Genomic DNA, 14,172 nt, shown 5'->3' with positions numbered 1-14,172 from the left:
AAAATGAGTCAAAAAATCAGAATAAAACTAAAATCTTACGATCACATGTTAGTAGACAAGTCTGCTGAAAAGATCGTAAAAACGGTTAAGAGTACCGGTGCAGTAGTAACAGGACCAATTCCTTTGCCAACTCACAAAAAACTTTTCACTGTGCTTCGTTCTCCACACGTTAACAAAAAAGCCAGAGAACAATTTGAAGTAATGTCATACAAGAGATTGATTGACATTTATTCATCTTCATCTAAAACTATTGATGCTCTAATGAAACTTGAATTGCCAAGTGGAGTTGAAGTTGAAATCAAAGTTTAAGTAGTTTAAGAGTAAAAAAGGACGCTGTTTTTAAGCGAAAAATATTTTTTTGGTTTGTGTGTAAATAAGTTATACATTTGCACCCACTAAAAAAATAGGATTCGCTTAAAAGCTGCGTTCTATATTTATATTTAATAATTAATAATTAATATTTATGTCTGGGTTAATTGGTAGAAAAATCGGCATGACTAGCATTTTCGACGAGAACGGGAAGAACATTCCTTGTACAGTAATCGAAGCTGGACCATGCGTTGTTACCCAAGTCAGAACCAAAGGTGTTGACGGGTACGAAGCGTTGCAACTTGGTTTCGATGACAAAAACGAGAAACATTCCACAAAAGCGGCTTTAGGTCACTTTAAAAAAGCGGGAACTGTAGCTAAGAAAAAAGTCGTTGAATTTCAAGATTTTGCAACTGAACAAAAATTAGGAGATCTTATTGATGTTTCTATTTTTGCTGAAGGAGAGTTTGTAGATGTACAAGGTGTATCTAAAGGTAAAGGTTTTCAAGGGGTTGTTAAACGTCACGGTTTTGGTGGTGTTGGACAAGCGACTCACGGTCAACACAACCGTTTAAGAGCGCCAGGTTCTGTAGGAGCTTCTTCTTATCCATCTAGAGTATTCAAAGGAATGCGTATGGCTGGAAGAATGGGAGGAGACAATGTAAAAGTTCAAAACCTTAGAGTTTTAAAAGTGGTGGCTGAAAAGAACCTACTTGTTATTAAAGGATGTGTTCCTGGATGTAACAACTCTTATGTAATCATTCAGAAGTAATGGAAGCAAAAGTATTAGATTTCAACGGAAAAGATACTGGAAGAAAAGTTCAACTTTCTGATTCAGTATTTGGTATCGAACCAAACAATCACGCAGTATATCTTGATGTAAAGCAATATCTTGCTAATCAAAGACAAGGAACGCACAAAGCTAAAGAAAGAGCTGAAGTAGCGGGAAGTACGCGTAAGATTAAAAAACAAAAAGGAACAGGAACTGCTCGTGCAGGATCTGCTAAAAATCCATTGTTTAAAGGTGGTGGAACAGTTTTTGGACCAAGACCAAGAAGTTATTCATTTAAATTGAATAAAAGCTTGAAGCGTTTGGCAAGAAAATCTGCTTTCTCAATTAAAGCAAAAGAGTCGAACATAATCGTTCTTGAAGACTTTAATTTTGAAACACCAAACACTAAAAATTTCATCAACGTTTTGAAAGCTTTAGAGTTAGAAAATAAAAAATCTCTATTTGTATTGGGTGATACCAATAAAAATGTATATTTGTCCTCACGCAATTTAAAAGGATCTAGTGTTGTAAGTAGCTTAGAATTAAGCACTTACGCTATTCTAAATGCTAATAATTTAGTTCTTTTAGAGAGTTCTTTAGAGATAATTGAAGAAAATTTAAGTAAATAATAGGATATGAGCATCATAATTAAGCCTATAGTAACGGAAAAAGTAACCAAAGAAAGTGAAGTTTTAAACCGCTTCGGATTCGTTGTTGACAAAAAAGCAAACAAAGTGCAAATTAAGAAAGCTATTGAAGCTGCTTACGGAGTAACTATTTTGAGTGTTAACACGATGAACGTAAGACCGGATAGAACTACAAAATACACTAAAAGTGGTTTGATCAGTGGAAAGACTAATGCAATTAAAAAAGCAATTGTTCAAGTACAAGAAGGAGAAACAATTGATTTTTACAACAATATCTAAGATAGAAAAATGTCAGTAAGAAAATTAAAACCTATTACCCCAGGTCAGCGATTTAGAGTTGTGAATGGTTATGACGCCATTACAACTGATAAGCCGGAACGCTCTTTGATAGCGCCGATAAAAAACTCTGGTGGTAGAAATAGTCAAGGAAAGATGACCATGCGTTATACGGGTGGTGGTCACAAGCAGAGATATCGTATTATTGATTTCAAACGTACAAAAGAAGGAATTCCAGCTACAGTGAAATCAATCGAATATGATCCAAATCGTACTGCATTTATCGCTTTATTAGCTTATGCTGATGGAGAGAAAACGTATGTTATTGCTCAAAACGGATTGAAAGTTGGTCAGAAATTAGTTTCTGGTCCAGAATCCCAACCTGAAATTGGTAATACCTTACCTTTAAGTAGAGTTCCACTAGGAACTGTAATTTCTTGCATCGAATTGAGACCAGGGCAAGGAGCGGTAATCGCTCGTTCTGCTGGAACATTTGCTCAATTAATGGCAAGAGATGGAAAATATGCAACAATTAAGATGCCATCTGGTGAAACAAGATTAATCTTGTTGACGTGTTCGGCTACAATTGGGGCAGTATCTAATTCAGATCATCAATTAGTTGTATCAGGAAAAGCTGGTAGAACGAGATGGTTAGGAAGAAGACCTAGAACAAGACCTGTTGCAATGAACCCTGTCGATCACCCAATGGGTGGTGGTGAAGGACGTTCTTCTGGTGGACATCCACGTTCAAGAAATGGAATACCAGCAAAAGGTTATAGAACTCGTTCTAAGAAAAACCCGAGTAACAAGTATATCGTAGAACGTAGAAAGAAATAATAAGATATGGCACGTTCATTAAAAAAAGGACCTTTTGTTCATTATAAGTTAGACAAGAAAGTTCAAGAAAACATTGCAGGTGGAAATAAAGGAGTGGTAAAGACATGGTCTAGAGCTTCTATGATTACTCCAGACTTTGTTGGTCAAACTATCGCAGTTCACAACGGTCGTCAATTTGTACCGGTTTATGTAACTGAAAACATGGTAGGTCACAAATTAGGAGAATTTTCACCAACTAGATCTTTTAGAGGTCATGCTGGAGCAAAAAATAAAGGTAAAAAATAAGAAGCAATGGGAGTTCGTAAAAGAGAAACAGCAGATGCGAGAAAAGAGGCTAATAAGTCTATTGCTTTCGCAAAATTGAATAACTGCCCTACTTCACCTAGAAAAATGCGCTTAGTAGCGGACTTGGTAAGAGGTCAGAAGGTAGAGAGAGCATTGAACATCTTAAGATTTAGTTCTAAAGAGGCTTCAAGAAAATTAGAAAAATTGGTTTTATCTGTTATTGCCAACTGGCAAGCAAAAAACCCTGAAGCTAATATGGAAGAAGCTGGTTTATTTGTAAAAACGATTACAGTTGATGGTGGAATGATGTTGAAAAGACTTCGTCCAGCTCCACAAGGTCGTGCACACAGAATTAGAAAACGTTCTAACCACGTAACAATCGTGCTTGGATCTATTAATAACACACAAGCAATTTAATACAAGATGGGACAAAAGACAAATCCAATTGGAAATAGACTTGGTATCATCAGAGGATGGGACTCAAACTGGTATGGTGGAAATGATTATGGTGATAAACTTGCCGAAGATTATAAAATCAGAAAGTATATCCATGCTCGTTTATCAAAAGCTAGTGTATCAAAAGTAATCATTGAGAGAACTTTGAAACTTGTAACCGTTACTATCACTACTGCTAGACCTGGTATTATTATCGGAAAAGGTGGCCAAGAGGTAGACAAGTTAAAAGAAGAACTTAAGAAAATTACTGACAAAGAGGTTCAAATCAACATCTTTGAAATAAAAAGACCTGAACTTGACGCGTATCTAGTTGCTACAAGCATCTGTCGTCAAATCGAAAGCCGTATTTCTTATAGACGTGCAATCAAAATGGCTATTGCTGCCTCTATGCGTATGAATGCAGAAGGTATCAAAGTTTTGATTTCTGGTCGTTTGAATGGTGCTGAGATGGCTCGTTCAGAGGGTTTCAAAGAAGGTAGAATTCCTCTATCAACTTTCAGAGCTGATATTGATTATGCTTTGGCAGAGGCTCATACTACTTATGGTAGAATGGGAATCAAAGTATGGATCATGAAAGGTGAAGTTTATGGAAAGAGAGATCTTTCTCCACTTGCTGGAATGGACAAAAAACAATCTGGTGCTGGTGGTAAAGGTGGTGATTCTCCTAGAGGAGACAGAAAACCTTTTAATAAAGGTGGAAAACCAGACGCTCGTAAACGAAAGTAAATTTTTAAACTAAAGAAAAATGTTACAGCCTAAAAGAACAAAATACCGTAAGGTACAAAAAGGTAAAATGAAAGGAAACTCTCAAAGAGGGCATGAACTTTCTAATGGAATGTTTGGTATTAAATCTGTACATGAAGATGGAATGTTCTTAACCTCACGTCAAATCGAGGCTGCGCGTATTGCTGCAACTCGTTTTATGAAAAGAGAAGGACAATTATGGATCAAAATATTTCCAGACAAACCAATTACTAAGAAGCCTCTTGAGGTACGTATGGGTAAAGGTAAAGGAGCCGTTGAATATTGGGCTGCTGTTGTTAAACCCGGAAGAATTATGTTTGAAGTTGGAGGAGTACCTTTGTCAGTTGCAAAAGAGGCGTTACGTCTTGCGGCTCAAAAGCTTCCAGTAAAAACTAAATTCGTTGTTGCTAGAGATTTCGAAGCATAATCTATATTATATTATGAAACAATCAGAAATAAAAGATCTTTCTGCAGCAGAGTTGCAAGAAAAGCTTAGCCAGACTAAGAAAACATATGCTGATCTAAAAATGGCTCACGCTATTTCACCAATTGAGAACCCACTTCAAATTAGAAGTGTAAGAAGAGTGGTTGCTAGATTAGCTACAGAACTTACTAAAAGAGAGTTACAATAACTGTAGTCTGCTGAAAGATGGAAGAAAAAAGAAATTTAAGAAAAGAAAGAGTTGGTGTTGTTACTTCGGACAAAATGGATAAATCTATTGTTGTTGCTGAAGTACGTAAAGTAAAACACCCATTATACGGTAAGTTCGTGTTGAAGACTAAAAAGTATCACGCACACGACGAAATGAACGACTGTAACATTGGAGATACGGTAAGGATTAGCGAAACGCGTCCTTTAAGTAAAACTAAATGTTGGAGGTTAGTTGAAATCTTAGAAAGAGCTAAATAATTATGGTACAACAAGAATCAAGACTAAAAGTAGCAGATAACACTGGAGCAAAGGAAGTTTTAACTATCCGTGTTTTGGGAGGTACCAAAAGAAGGTATGCCTCTGTTGGTGACAAGATTGTAGTTTCTATCAAAGATACAGCCCCTAACGGAAGCGTTAAAAAAGGAGCCGTTTCAACTGCAGTTGTTGTACGTACCAAAAAAGAAGTGAGAAGAGCCGATGGTTCTTATATCCGTTTCGATGACAATGCATGTGTTCTTTTGAATGCTGCAGGTGAAATGAGAGGAACTCGTGTTTTTGGACCCGTAGCAAGAGAACTTCGTGAAAAACAATTCATGAAAATTGTATCATTAGCACCAGAAGTGCTTTAATTCGTTTTAAGATGATAAAGCTAAAAATAAAATCAGGTGACATCGTAAGAGTAATTGCTGGAGACCATAAAGGTGCTGAAGGTAAAGTGTTGCGCGTGTACAAAGAGAAAAATAAAGCGATTGTTGAAGGTGTTAACATGGTTTCAAAACACACGAAACCTAGTGCAAAAAGCCCTCAAGGTGGTATCGTAAAGAAAGAAGCTTCTATACAAATATCTAACATCTCTTTAATTGATCCTAAAACTAAGGAAGCAACTAGAGTTGGTATTAGAGTAGAAGGAGATAAGAAAGTAAGATTTTCAAAAAAATCTAATCAAGTACTATAGTAATGGAGTATATACCTAGACTAAAAGAAGAATATAAGAGCAGAGTAATTGCTGCTCTTAAAGAGGAATTCGGATACGTAAACGTAATGCAAGTTCCTAAATTGGAGAAAATCGTTTTAAGTAAAGGAGTTGGTGCAGCTGTATCTGATAAAAAATTAATTGACTATGCAGTTGATGAGTTAACAAAGATCACTGGACAGAAAGCAATATCTACTATCTCAAAGAAAGACGTTGCGTCTTTTAAATTGAGAAAAGGGATGCCTATTGGAGCAAAAGTTACTTTACGTGGAGAAAGAATGTATGAGTTTTTAGATAGACTTATCACATCATCTTTGCCACGTGTAAGAGATTTCAGTGGTATTAAAGCTACTGGTTTTGACGGAAGAGGAAATTACAACCTTGGTGTTTTAGAGCAAATCATTTTCCCAGAAATTGATATTGACAAAGTAAATAAAATATCAGGAATGGACATCTCTTTTGTAACTACTGCAAAAACAGATAAAGAAGCAAAATCTCTATTGACAGAATTAGGATTACCTTTTAAAAAGAATTAAGACATGGCTAAAGAATCAATGAAAGCCCGCGAGGTTAAGAGAGAAAAAACAGTAGCTAAGTATGCTGAGAAAAGAAAAGCTTTGTTAGAAGCTGGAGATTTCGTAGGTTTGCAAAAGTTACCAAAAAATGCTTCGCCAGTTCGTTTGCACAATCGTTGTAAATTAACAGGTAGACCAAGAGGGTATATGCGTCAATTCGGTCTTTCACGTGTTACATTTCGTGAAATGGCAAACAACGGATTGATACCTGGTGTTAAAAAAGCATCTTGGTAAGACGTAATTTATTGCGTCCTGGTACAGACTTAACTTAGGTTTCGTCTGTATCATAAATATTTATAAATTGGTTTCAGGTTCGTTAAATAGTTTAACGAAAACCAAAACCGCAAATTGATACATATGTATACAGATCCTATTGCCGATTATTTGACAAGAGTTCGTAACGCAGTGGCCGCAAACCACAAAGTTGTTGAGATTCCTGCATCTAATCTAAAAAAAGAAATAACAAAGATCTTATTTGATCAGGGTTATATCTTGAGTTACAAATTTGAAGACAACGCTGTTCAGGGTTCAATCAAAATTGCTTTGAAGTATGATAAAGATACCAAAGAGTCCGTAATTAAAGATATCCAAAGAATTAGTAAACCAGGTTTACGTAAATATTCAAGTTCTTCTACCATTCCTAGAATCCTTAACGGATTAGGTATTGCTATTGTGTCTACCTCTAAAGGGTTGATGACTGGAAAAAAAGCAAAACAATTGAATGTAGGTGGTGAAGTAATTTGTTACGTATACTAATTTAAAGACTATATAAGATGTCAAGAATAGGTAAAAATCCGGTTGTAATCCCTGCTGGTGTAACTGTTGAAGTTGCAAATGGTATTATTACAGTAAAAGGAAAAAATGGTCAACTAACTCAGGAGTTTTCGGACGTTACTGTTACAGTTGAAGACGGTCAAGTTCAAGTAGAAAGATCGTCTGATCACAAAGACCAAAGAGCAAAGCATGGTTTGTACAGATCTTTAATCAATAACATGATTATTGGAGTTACAGATGGTTTTACTAAGTCATTAGAATTGGTTGGAGTGGGTTACAGAGCTTCAAACCAAGGACAGAAATTAGATTTAGCGCTTGGTTACTCTCACAATATAGTTTTAGAAATTGCTCCCGAAGTAACTTTGGAAACAATCTCTGAAAAAGGTAAGAACCCTATCGTTAAATTAACATCATTTGACAAACAACTTTTAGGTCAGGTAGCTGCGAAAATCAGAGGTTTCCGTAAGCCTGAACCGTACAAAGGAAAAGGTGTTAAATTCGTAGGTGAAGTATTAAGAAGAAAAGCAGGTAAATCAGCTTAAAAAATAAGATTATGTCATTAACAAAACCTGAAAGAAGACAAAGAATTAGATTCAGAATTAGAAAATCGATTAGTGGTACTGCTACTAATCCTAGACTATCTGTGTTTAGAAGTAACAAAGAAATTTACGCTCAACTTATAGATGACGTAAACGGTGTTACTTTATTGGCGGCTTCTTCAAGAGAAAAAGAAATAGGTAACGGTACGAATATTGAAGTTGCTACAGCAGTTGGGAAATTAGTTGCTGAGAAAGCTTTAAAAGCTGGGATAAGCGTGATAACTTTCGATAGAGGAGGTTATTTGTATCATGGTCGTATTAAATCATTAGCGGAAGGCGCAAGAGCGGCTGGACTTAAATTCTAATATAGTATGTCTAATAGTAAATACAAGAATGTAGAGTTAATAAAACCAAGTGGTCTTGAATTAAAAGATCGTTTGGTAAGTGTAAATCGTGTTACTAAGGTTACAAAGGGTGGTAGAGCTTTCGGTTTTTCTGCTATTGTAGTTGTAGGTGATGAAAACGGAGTGGTTGGACACGGATTAGGAAAGTCTAAAGATGTTTCTGAAGCAATTGCGAAAGCGGTAGAAGATGCTAAGAAAAATTTAGTAAAAATTCCTTTGAATGGTCAGTCAGTTCCTCACGAACAAAAAGGTAAATTTGGTGGTGCACGTGTATTTTTAATTCCTGCCTCTCATGGTACTGGAGTTATTGCTGGTGGAGCTGTTCGTTCAGTTCTTGAATCAGTAGGAATTCATGATGTATTATCTAAATCACAAGGATCTTCGAATCCTCACAACGTAGTTAAGGCAACTTTTGATGCTTTATTACAAATGAGAAGTGCTTATACTGTTGCAAAACAAAGAGGCGTTTCTTTAGAAAAAGTTTTTAAAGGTTAATTCTAGGAAATTATGGCTAAATTATTAGTAAAACAAGTTAGAAGCAAAATCAACTGTCCTCTTACTCAAAAGAGAGGATTGGAAGCTTTAGGTCTACGTAAAATGGGACAAGTTGTAGAGCATGATTCAAACCCTACAATCCTTGGGATGATAAATAAAGTTAAACACTTAGTTTCTGTTGAAGAAGCTAAATAACAAATACTGTTATGAATTTAAGTAACTTACAACCTGCTGAAGGTTCTACACACAATCAAAATAAGAGATTAGGTAGAGGAGAAGGTTCTGGAAAAGGTGGTACTTCTGCAAGAGGACACAAAGGAGCAAAATCTCGTTCTGGTTATTCTAAGAAGATTGGTTTTGAAGGTGGACAAATGCCACTTCAAAGACGTGTACCAAAGTTTGGTTTTACAAACATCAATCGTAAAGATTACGAAGGTGTAAATCTTGATACACTTCAACTACTAGTTGATAATGGTGTTATTAAAGATACTGTTGATATGACAGTTTATGTTGCTAATCGTTTAGCTACTAAAAATGAAATCGTTAAGATTTTAGGTAGAGGTGAATTGACAGCAAAATTAAAAGTAACCGCTCACAAATTTACTGCTACTGCTAAAGCTGCTATTGAAGCTGCTGGTGGAGAAGCTGTAACAATGTAATTTTTCTATTAATATGAAGAAATTTATTGAATCAATAAGTAATGTTTGGAAAATAGAAGAACTGAAAAATAGAATTCTAATCACCTTAGGACTACTTTTAGTTTATCGTTTCGGGGCTCAAGTTACCCTACCAGGCATTGATGCTACACAGTTAGGTAATTTAGCTGGGCAAACCAAAGAAGGAATTGGTTCAATTCTTGACATGTTTACCGGAGGTGCATTTTCTCAAGCTTCTGTTTTTGCTTTAGGAATTATGCCTTACATTTCTGCTTCCATTGTGGTTCAGTTGATGGGAATTGCGATTCCTTATTTACAAAAACTTCAAAGTGATGGAGAAAGTGGTAGAAAGAAGATCAATCAAATTACTCGTTGGTTGACAATTGGAATTACTTTAGTTCAAGGTCCAACTTATATCTATAATTTATATAGAACATTACCTAGTAATGCATTTTTATTGGGATTCAATTCATTTGAATTCTTGTTTTCATCAGTTGTTATTTTAGTTACAGGTACAATTTTTGCCATGTGGTTAGGAGAAAAGATTACTGATAAAGGAATTGGAAATGGTATATCTTTGTTGATTATGGTTGGGATATTGGCTAGATTGCCACAAGCATTCATCCAAGAGTTTACAACTAGGGTTACCAATAACAATGGTGGTCCAATGTTGCTGGTTATTGAAATTATCATCTGGTTATTGGTTATTATTTGTTGTGTACTATTAGTAATGGCGGTTCGGAGAATTCCAGTGCAATATGCTCGTCGTACAACTTCAGGTGATTTCGAACAAGATATGCTGAATGGAAATAGACAATGGATTCCATTAAAGCTTAATGCTTCAGGAGTTATGCCAATTATATTTGCACAAGCGATCATGTTTATACCAGCAGCTTTAGCTGGTTTGTCTAAATCAGATGCGTCACAATCAATCGTTGGTGCTTTTAGTAATATGTTTGGGTTTTGGTATAATTTAGTATTTGCAACATTAATAATTGTATTTACATTTTTTTACACCGCGATCACAGTTCCTACTAATAAGATGTCTGATGATTTAAAGAGAAGCGGAGGTTTTATTCCTGGTATTAGACCTGGAGTGGAAACATCTGATTATCTTGATAAAGTGATGTCTTTAATAACGTTCCCAGGATCATTATTTCTGGCTTTAATTGCTGTGTTCCCGGCAATAATTGTTAGTGTTATGGATGTTCAGCAGTCTTGGGCAATGTTTTTTGGAGGTACTTCATTAATAATTATGGTTGGTGTTGCCATAGATACAATGCAGCAAATCAATTCATATTTGTTGAATAAACATTATGATGGTTTAATGAAAAGTGGTAAAAATAGAAAAGCAGTAGCTTAATTTTATGGCAAAACAATCAGCAATAGAACAAGACGGATCAATCATTGAGGCATTATCAAATGCTATGTTCCGTGTAGAGTTAGAAAATGGACATATTGTAATCGCACATATATCTGGAAAAATGCGCATGCATTACATCAAATTATTACCTGGTGATAAAGTGAAACTAGAAATGAGCCCTTACGATTTGTCAAAAGCAAGAATTACTTATAGATATTAAAGGATATTCAAAATGAAAGTTAGAGCTTCAATAAAAAAGAGAAGTCCCGAGTGCAAAATTGTGCGAAGAAAAGGGAGATTGTACGTAATAAACAAAAAGAATCCTAGATTTAAACAAAGACAAGGATAATTATGGCAAGAATAGCAGGGGTAGATATCCCAAAAAATAAGAGAGGTGTTATAGCACTTACCTATATCTTTGGATTAGGAAAAAGTAGAGCTGTTGAGATTTTAGAAAAAGCTCAAGTTAGCCAAGATAAAAAAGTTCAAGACTGGAATGATGATGAGATCGGAGCAATTCGTGAAGCAGTATCGACTTTCAAAATTGAAGGAGAATTGCGTTCTGAAGTTTCTTTAAACATCAAGCGTTTAATGGATATTGGATGTTATAGAGGTATCCGTCATAGATCTGGTCTTCCATTAAGAGGACAAAGAACTAAAAATAACTCTAGAACAAGAAAAGGTAAAAGAAAAACTGTTGCTAACAAGAAAAAAGCAACTAAATAATAAGTAATATGGCTAAAGCAACTGCAAAAAAACGTAAAGTTATCGTTGAATCAACGGGAGAAGCTCATATTTCTGCTACTTTTAACAATATCATCATTTCTTTGACAAACAAAAAAGGTGAAGTTATTTCTTGGTCTTCAGCTGGAAAAATGGGTTTTAGAGGTTCTAAAAAGAATACTCCATACGCAGCCCAAATGGCAGCAGAAGATTGTAGTAAAGTAGCTCTTGAAGCTGGACTTAAAAAAGTGAAAGTGTATGTAAAAGGACCAGGAAACGGACGTGAGTCTGCTATCCGTTCTTTACATAACGGTGGAATTGAAGTGACTGAGATTATCGATGTTACTCCAATGCCTCACAACGGATGTCGTCCTCCAAAGAGACGTAGAGTTTAATTATATATTTAAGTATAACTAGGTAGAATATACGATTATCGAAGGATATGACCTGAATTCATAATCTCTACCTTAATTTAATTTTTAGAAATGGCAAGATATACTGGTCCAAAAACTAGAATTGCTCGTAAATTTGGCGAAGCAATCTTCGGAGATGATAAATCTTTCGAGAAAAGAAATTATCCACCTGGACAACACGGGATGGCTAAAAAAAGAGGTAAAAAATCTGAATATGCAATCCAGTTAATGGAAAAGCAAAAGGCTAAATATTCTTATGGAATTTTAGAAAAACAATTCAGAGGTTTATTCAAAAAAGCATCGGCTACTAAAGGTGTTACTGGTGAGGTTCTTTTACAATTGTGTGAAGCAAGATTAGATAACGTTGTTTTTAGAATGGGTATCGCTCCTTCTAGAAGAGGCGCTAGACAATTAGTTTCTCACAGACATGTTACCGTAAACGGTGATGTAGTAAATATTGCTTCTTACCACCTTAAACCTGGTGACAAAGTTGCTGTTCGTGAAAAATCTAAATCTTTAGATGCTATCGAACGTTCTTTATCTAATTCAAGTCATGTTTATGAATGGATTACTTGGAATAATGACGTTAAAGAAGGTACTTTCGTTTCTGTACCAGCTAGACTTCAGATCCCAGAAAACATTAAAGAACAATTAATCGTAGAGTTGTACAACAAATAATAATTGACTTAGTCGAAATTTATGGCAATATTTAATTTTCAGAAGCCCGATAAAGTTATCATGATCGATTCCACCGATTTTGAAGGTAAGTTTGAATTTAGACCTTTAGAACCTGGTTACGGATTGACCGTTGGTAATGCACTTAGAAGAGTTTTGCTTTCAGCATTAGAAGGTTATGCAATTACATCTGTTCGCATTGAAGGTGTAGATCATGAGTTTTCTACTATTTCAGGAGTTGTTGAAGACGTTACCGAAATTATTCTTAATCTAAAACAAGTACGTTTTAAACGTCAAATTGAAGATATAGATAATGAAGCAGTTACTATTTCTGTTTCAGGTAAAGATCAATTAACAGCTGGTGATTTTCAAAAATTTATTTCAGGTTTCCAAGTTTTGAATCCAGAACTAGTTATCTGTAATTTAGATAGTAAAATCAAACTTAATTTCGATTTAACGATTGAAAAAGGTAGAGGATATGTCCCTGCTGAAGAAAACAAAAAACAGAATGCTGCAATTGGAACTATTTTTACTGATTCAATTTTTACTCCGGTAAAAAATGTAAAATATGCGATTGAAAACTTTCGTGTTGAGCAAAAAACAGATTATGAAAAATTAGTTTTTGAAATTAAAACTGATGGATCAATCAATCCTAAAGATGCTCTTACTGAGGCTGCAAAAGTTTTAATTCACCATTTCATGTTGTTTTCTGACGAAAGAATTACACTTGAGGCTGACGAAATTGCACAAACAGAATCGTATGATGAAGAGTCATTACACATGAGACAATTGCTTAAAACTAAGCTTGTTGATATGGATCTTTCTGTTAGAGCATTAAATTGCTTGAAAGCGGCTGAAGTTGATACACTTGGTGATTTAGTATCGTTCAATAAAAATGACCTAATGAAATTCCGTAATTTTGGTAAAAAATCTTTAACTGAACTTGATGAGCTTGTTGCAGTTAAAAATTTGAACTTCGGTATGGATTTAGCAAAATACAAACTAGATAAAGAATAATCTAATCCGCTTAGGCGGATTAAATTTCATAAAGCAATGAGACACGGAAAAAAATTCAATCACTTAAGCAGACAGACTGCACATAGAAAATCTATGTTAGCTAATATGGCTTGTTCTCTTATTGAGCACAAACGTATTAACACTACTGTTGCTAAAGCAAAAGCGCTTAAACAATTTGTTGAGCCTTTAATAACAAAATCAAAACAAGATACGACTCACAATCGTCGTATCGTTTTTGCTTACTTGCGTAGCAAATATGCCGTAACTGACCTGTTCAGAGACGTAGCTGCTAAAGTAGGAGACCGTCCCGGTGGATACACTCGTATCATTAAAGTTGGAAATCGTTTAGGAGATAATGCTGATATGGCAATGATCGAACTAGTAGATTTTAATGAACTTTACAACGGTGGTAAAAAAGAAGTTAAAAAAGCAAAAAGGCGTCGTGGTGGTAAAGCCAAAAAAGCTGATGAAGCTACGGAAGCTTCAGTTGCAGATTCAAGCGCAAGCGAAGGATCAAAAAAAACTGAACCAACTACTGATACTGCTGAGTAATTATGAAAATAATCACTCTATAAAAATCAAGGATA

Annotated in this window: 29 protein-coding genes; all 29 read left to right on the top strand. The window is 35.2% G+C overall.

Translation table 11 applies throughout. The features are described from left to right. The first annotated feature begins 3 nt into the window (after positions 1-3). The 29 genes from rpsJ (at position 4) to rplQ (ending at position 14,137) form a co-directional block, all read left to right on the top strand. Positions 4-309, top strand: a complete 306-nt coding sequence (rpsJ, locus tag BUA03_RS09620) for a 30S ribosomal protein S10 (RefSeq protein ID WP_011963470.1) — start codon at positions 4-6, stop codon at positions 307-309. 154 nt (positions 310-463) lie between these two features. Then, positions 464-1,081: a 50S ribosomal protein L3 gene (gene rplC, locus BUA03_RS09615; protein WP_066081043.1), complete on the top strand. Its 618-nt coding sequence runs from the start codon at positions 464-466 to the stop codon at positions 1,079-1,081. Next, complete coding sequence (rplD, locus tag BUA03_RS09610) at positions 1,081-1,710, top strand: 50S ribosomal protein L4 (RefSeq protein ID WP_035668126.1); 630 nt, start codon at positions 1,081-1,083, stop codon at positions 1,708-1,710. The genes rplC and rplD overlap by 1 nt, the downstream gene beginning before the upstream one ends. A 6-nt stretch (positions 1,711-1,716) precedes the next feature. After that, positions 1,717-2,007: a 50S ribosomal protein L23 gene (gene rplW / locus BUA03_RS09605; protein ID WP_066081040.1), complete on the top strand. Its 291-nt coding sequence runs from the start codon at positions 1,717-1,719 to the stop codon at positions 2,005-2,007. 9 nt (positions 2,008-2,016) lie between these two features. After that, positions 2,017-2,841 (top strand): 50S ribosomal protein L2, encoded by an 825-nt coding sequence (gene rplB / locus BUA03_RS09600; RefSeq protein WP_035668122.1) that lies wholly within the window; start codon positions 2,017-2,019, stop codon positions 2,839-2,841. Between the two features lie 6 nt (positions 2,842-2,847). After that, a complete protein-coding gene (rpsS, locus tag BUA03_RS09595; protein ID WP_007136562.1) occupies positions 2,848-3,126 on the top strand; it encodes a 30S ribosomal protein S19 in 279 nt (92 codons plus the stop codon). Between the two features lie 6 nt (positions 3,127-3,132). Further along, positions 3,133-3,543: a 50S ribosomal protein L22 gene (gene rplV / locus BUA03_RS09590; protein WP_066081038.1), complete on the top strand. Its 411-nt coding sequence runs from the start codon at positions 3,133-3,135 to the stop codon at positions 3,541-3,543. A 6-nt stretch (positions 3,544-3,549) separates the two neighbouring features. Next, complete coding sequence (rpsC, locus tag BUA03_RS09585) at positions 3,550-4,308, top strand: 30S ribosomal protein S3 (protein WP_066081035.1); 759 nt, start codon at positions 3,550-3,552, stop codon at positions 4,306-4,308. A 19-nt stretch (positions 4,309-4,327) separates the two neighbouring features. After that, positions 4,328-4,753, top strand: a complete 426-nt coding sequence (gene rplP, locus BUA03_RS09580; RefSeq protein ID WP_007803637.1) for a 50S ribosomal protein L16 — start codon at positions 4,328-4,330, stop codon at positions 4,751-4,753. 13 nt (positions 4,754-4,766) lie between these two features. Next, a complete protein-coding gene (gene rpmC / locus BUA03_RS09575) occupies positions 4,767-4,958 on the top strand; it encodes a 50S ribosomal protein L29 (protein WP_066081030.1) in 192 nt (63 codons plus the stop codon). 17 nt (positions 4,959-4,975) lie between these two features. Beyond that, positions 4,976-5,236 carry a 30S ribosomal protein S17 gene (gene rpsQ / locus BUA03_RS09570; protein ID WP_066081027.1) on the top strand — a complete coding sequence of 87 codons (261 nt, stop codon included), beginning with the start codon at positions 4,976-4,978 and terminating at the stop codon, positions 5,234-5,236. A 2-nt stretch (positions 5,237-5,238) separates the two neighbouring features. Further along, positions 5,239-5,607, top strand: coding sequence for a 50S ribosomal protein L14 (rplN, locus tag BUA03_RS09565; protein ID WP_026717863.1), 369 nt, complete (start codon positions 5,239-5,241; stop codon positions 5,605-5,607). Positions 5,608-5,618: 11 nt separating this feature from the next. Then, positions 5,619-5,933, top strand: a complete 315-nt coding sequence (rplX, locus tag BUA03_RS09560) for a 50S ribosomal protein L24 (protein WP_066081024.1) — start codon at positions 5,619-5,621, stop codon at positions 5,931-5,933. A 2-nt stretch (positions 5,934-5,935) separates the two neighbouring features. Continuing rightward, positions 5,936-6,487 (top strand): 50S ribosomal protein L5, encoded by a 552-nt coding sequence (gene rplE, locus BUA03_RS09555; RefSeq protein ID WP_066081021.1) that lies wholly within the window; start codon positions 5,936-5,938, stop codon positions 6,485-6,487. Positions 6,488-6,490: 3 nt separating this feature from the next. After that, the gene (gene rpsN / locus BUA03_RS09550; RefSeq protein ID WP_007136553.1) at positions 6,491-6,760 is read left to right on the top strand and encodes a 30S ribosomal protein S14; all 270 of its coding nucleotides are present in this window, start codon (positions 6,491-6,493) and stop codon (positions 6,758-6,760) included. A 123-nt stretch (positions 6,761-6,883) separates the two neighbouring features. Next, complete coding sequence (rpsH, locus tag BUA03_RS09545; protein ID WP_066081018.1) at positions 6,884-7,282, top strand: 30S ribosomal protein S8; 399 nt, start codon at positions 6,884-6,886, stop codon at positions 7,280-7,282. Positions 7,283-7,299: 17 nt separating this feature from the next. Then, on the top strand, positions 7,300-7,842 hold the full coding sequence (rplF, locus tag BUA03_RS09540; protein WP_066081015.1) for a 50S ribosomal protein L6: 543 nt from the start codon (positions 7,300-7,302) through the stop codon (positions 7,840-7,842). Positions 7,843-7,853: 11 nt separating this feature from the next. Continuing rightward, the gene (gene rplR / locus BUA03_RS09535) at positions 7,854-8,204 is read left to right on the top strand and encodes a 50S ribosomal protein L18 (protein ID WP_066081012.1); all 351 of its coding nucleotides are present in this window, start codon (positions 7,854-7,856) and stop codon (positions 8,202-8,204) included. 6 nt (positions 8,205-8,210) lie between these two features. After that, complete coding sequence (rpsE, locus tag BUA03_RS09530) at positions 8,211-8,738, top strand: 30S ribosomal protein S5 (RefSeq protein WP_066081010.1); 528 nt, start codon at positions 8,211-8,213, stop codon at positions 8,736-8,738. Positions 8,739-8,750: 12 nt separating this feature from the next. After that, positions 8,751-8,933: a 50S ribosomal protein L30 gene (rpmD, locus tag BUA03_RS09525; protein WP_027310825.1), complete on the top strand. Its 183-nt coding sequence runs from the start codon at positions 8,751-8,753 to the stop codon at positions 8,931-8,933. An 11-nt stretch (positions 8,934-8,944) separates the two neighbouring features. Next, positions 8,945-9,397: a 50S ribosomal protein L15 gene (rplO, locus tag BUA03_RS09520; RefSeq protein WP_066081007.1), complete on the top strand. Its 453-nt coding sequence runs from the start codon at positions 8,945-8,947 to the stop codon at positions 9,395-9,397. Between the two features lie 13 nt (positions 9,398-9,410). After that, complete coding sequence (secY, locus tag BUA03_RS09515) at positions 9,411-10,757, top strand: preprotein translocase subunit SecY (protein WP_066081004.1); 1,347 nt, start codon at positions 9,411-9,413, stop codon at positions 10,755-10,757. A gap of 4 nt (positions 10,758-10,761) precedes the next feature. Beyond that, the gene (gene infA / locus BUA03_RS09510) at positions 10,762-10,977 is read left to right on the top strand and encodes a translation initiation factor IF-1 (RefSeq protein ID WP_007136545.1); all 216 of its coding nucleotides are present in this window, start codon (positions 10,762-10,764) and stop codon (positions 10,975-10,977) included. A 12-nt stretch (positions 10,978-10,989) separates the two neighbouring features. Further along, positions 10,990-11,106: a type B 50S ribosomal protein L36 gene (ykgO, locus tag BUA03_RS09505; protein WP_007094966.1), complete on the top strand. Its 117-nt coding sequence runs from the start codon at positions 10,990-10,992 to the stop codon at positions 11,104-11,106. 2 nt (positions 11,107-11,108) lie between these two features. Beyond that, positions 11,109-11,483 (top strand): 30S ribosomal protein S13, encoded by a 375-nt coding sequence (rpsM, locus tag BUA03_RS09500; RefSeq protein ID WP_066081001.1) that lies wholly within the window; start codon positions 11,109-11,111, stop codon positions 11,481-11,483. A gap of 8 nt (positions 11,484-11,491) precedes the next feature. Further along, positions 11,492-11,875: a 30S ribosomal protein S11 gene (rpsK, locus tag BUA03_RS09495; RefSeq protein ID WP_024981527.1), complete on the top strand. Its 384-nt coding sequence runs from the start codon at positions 11,492-11,494 to the stop codon at positions 11,873-11,875. Between the two features lie 90 nt (positions 11,876-11,965). Continuing rightward, positions 11,966-12,571 carry a 30S ribosomal protein S4 gene (rpsD, locus tag BUA03_RS09490; RefSeq protein WP_066080998.1) on the top strand — a complete coding sequence of 202 codons (606 nt, stop codon included), beginning with the start codon at positions 11,966-11,968 and terminating at the stop codon, positions 12,569-12,571. Between the two features lie 21 nt (positions 12,572-12,592). Continuing rightward, complete coding sequence (locus BUA03_RS09485) at positions 12,593-13,585, top strand: DNA-directed RNA polymerase subunit alpha (RefSeq protein ID WP_066080995.1); 993 nt, start codon at positions 12,593-12,595, stop codon at positions 13,583-13,585. Between the two features lie 36 nt (positions 13,586-13,621). Further along, entirely contained in the window at positions 13,622-14,137 is a 516-nt protein-coding gene (rplQ, locus tag BUA03_RS09480; protein ID WP_066080993.1) for a 50S ribosomal protein L17, read from the top strand. Positions 14,138-14,172: the final 35 nt, after the last annotated feature.

The organism is Flavobacterium fryxellicola (assembly GCF_900143245.1).
GTDB lineage: Bacteria > Bacteroidota > Bacteroidia > Flavobacteriales > Flavobacteriaceae > Flavobacterium > Flavobacterium fryxellicola.
Note: the sequence above shows the minus strand (reverse complement) of the source record. Positions and strands in the feature narration are given on the sequence as shown.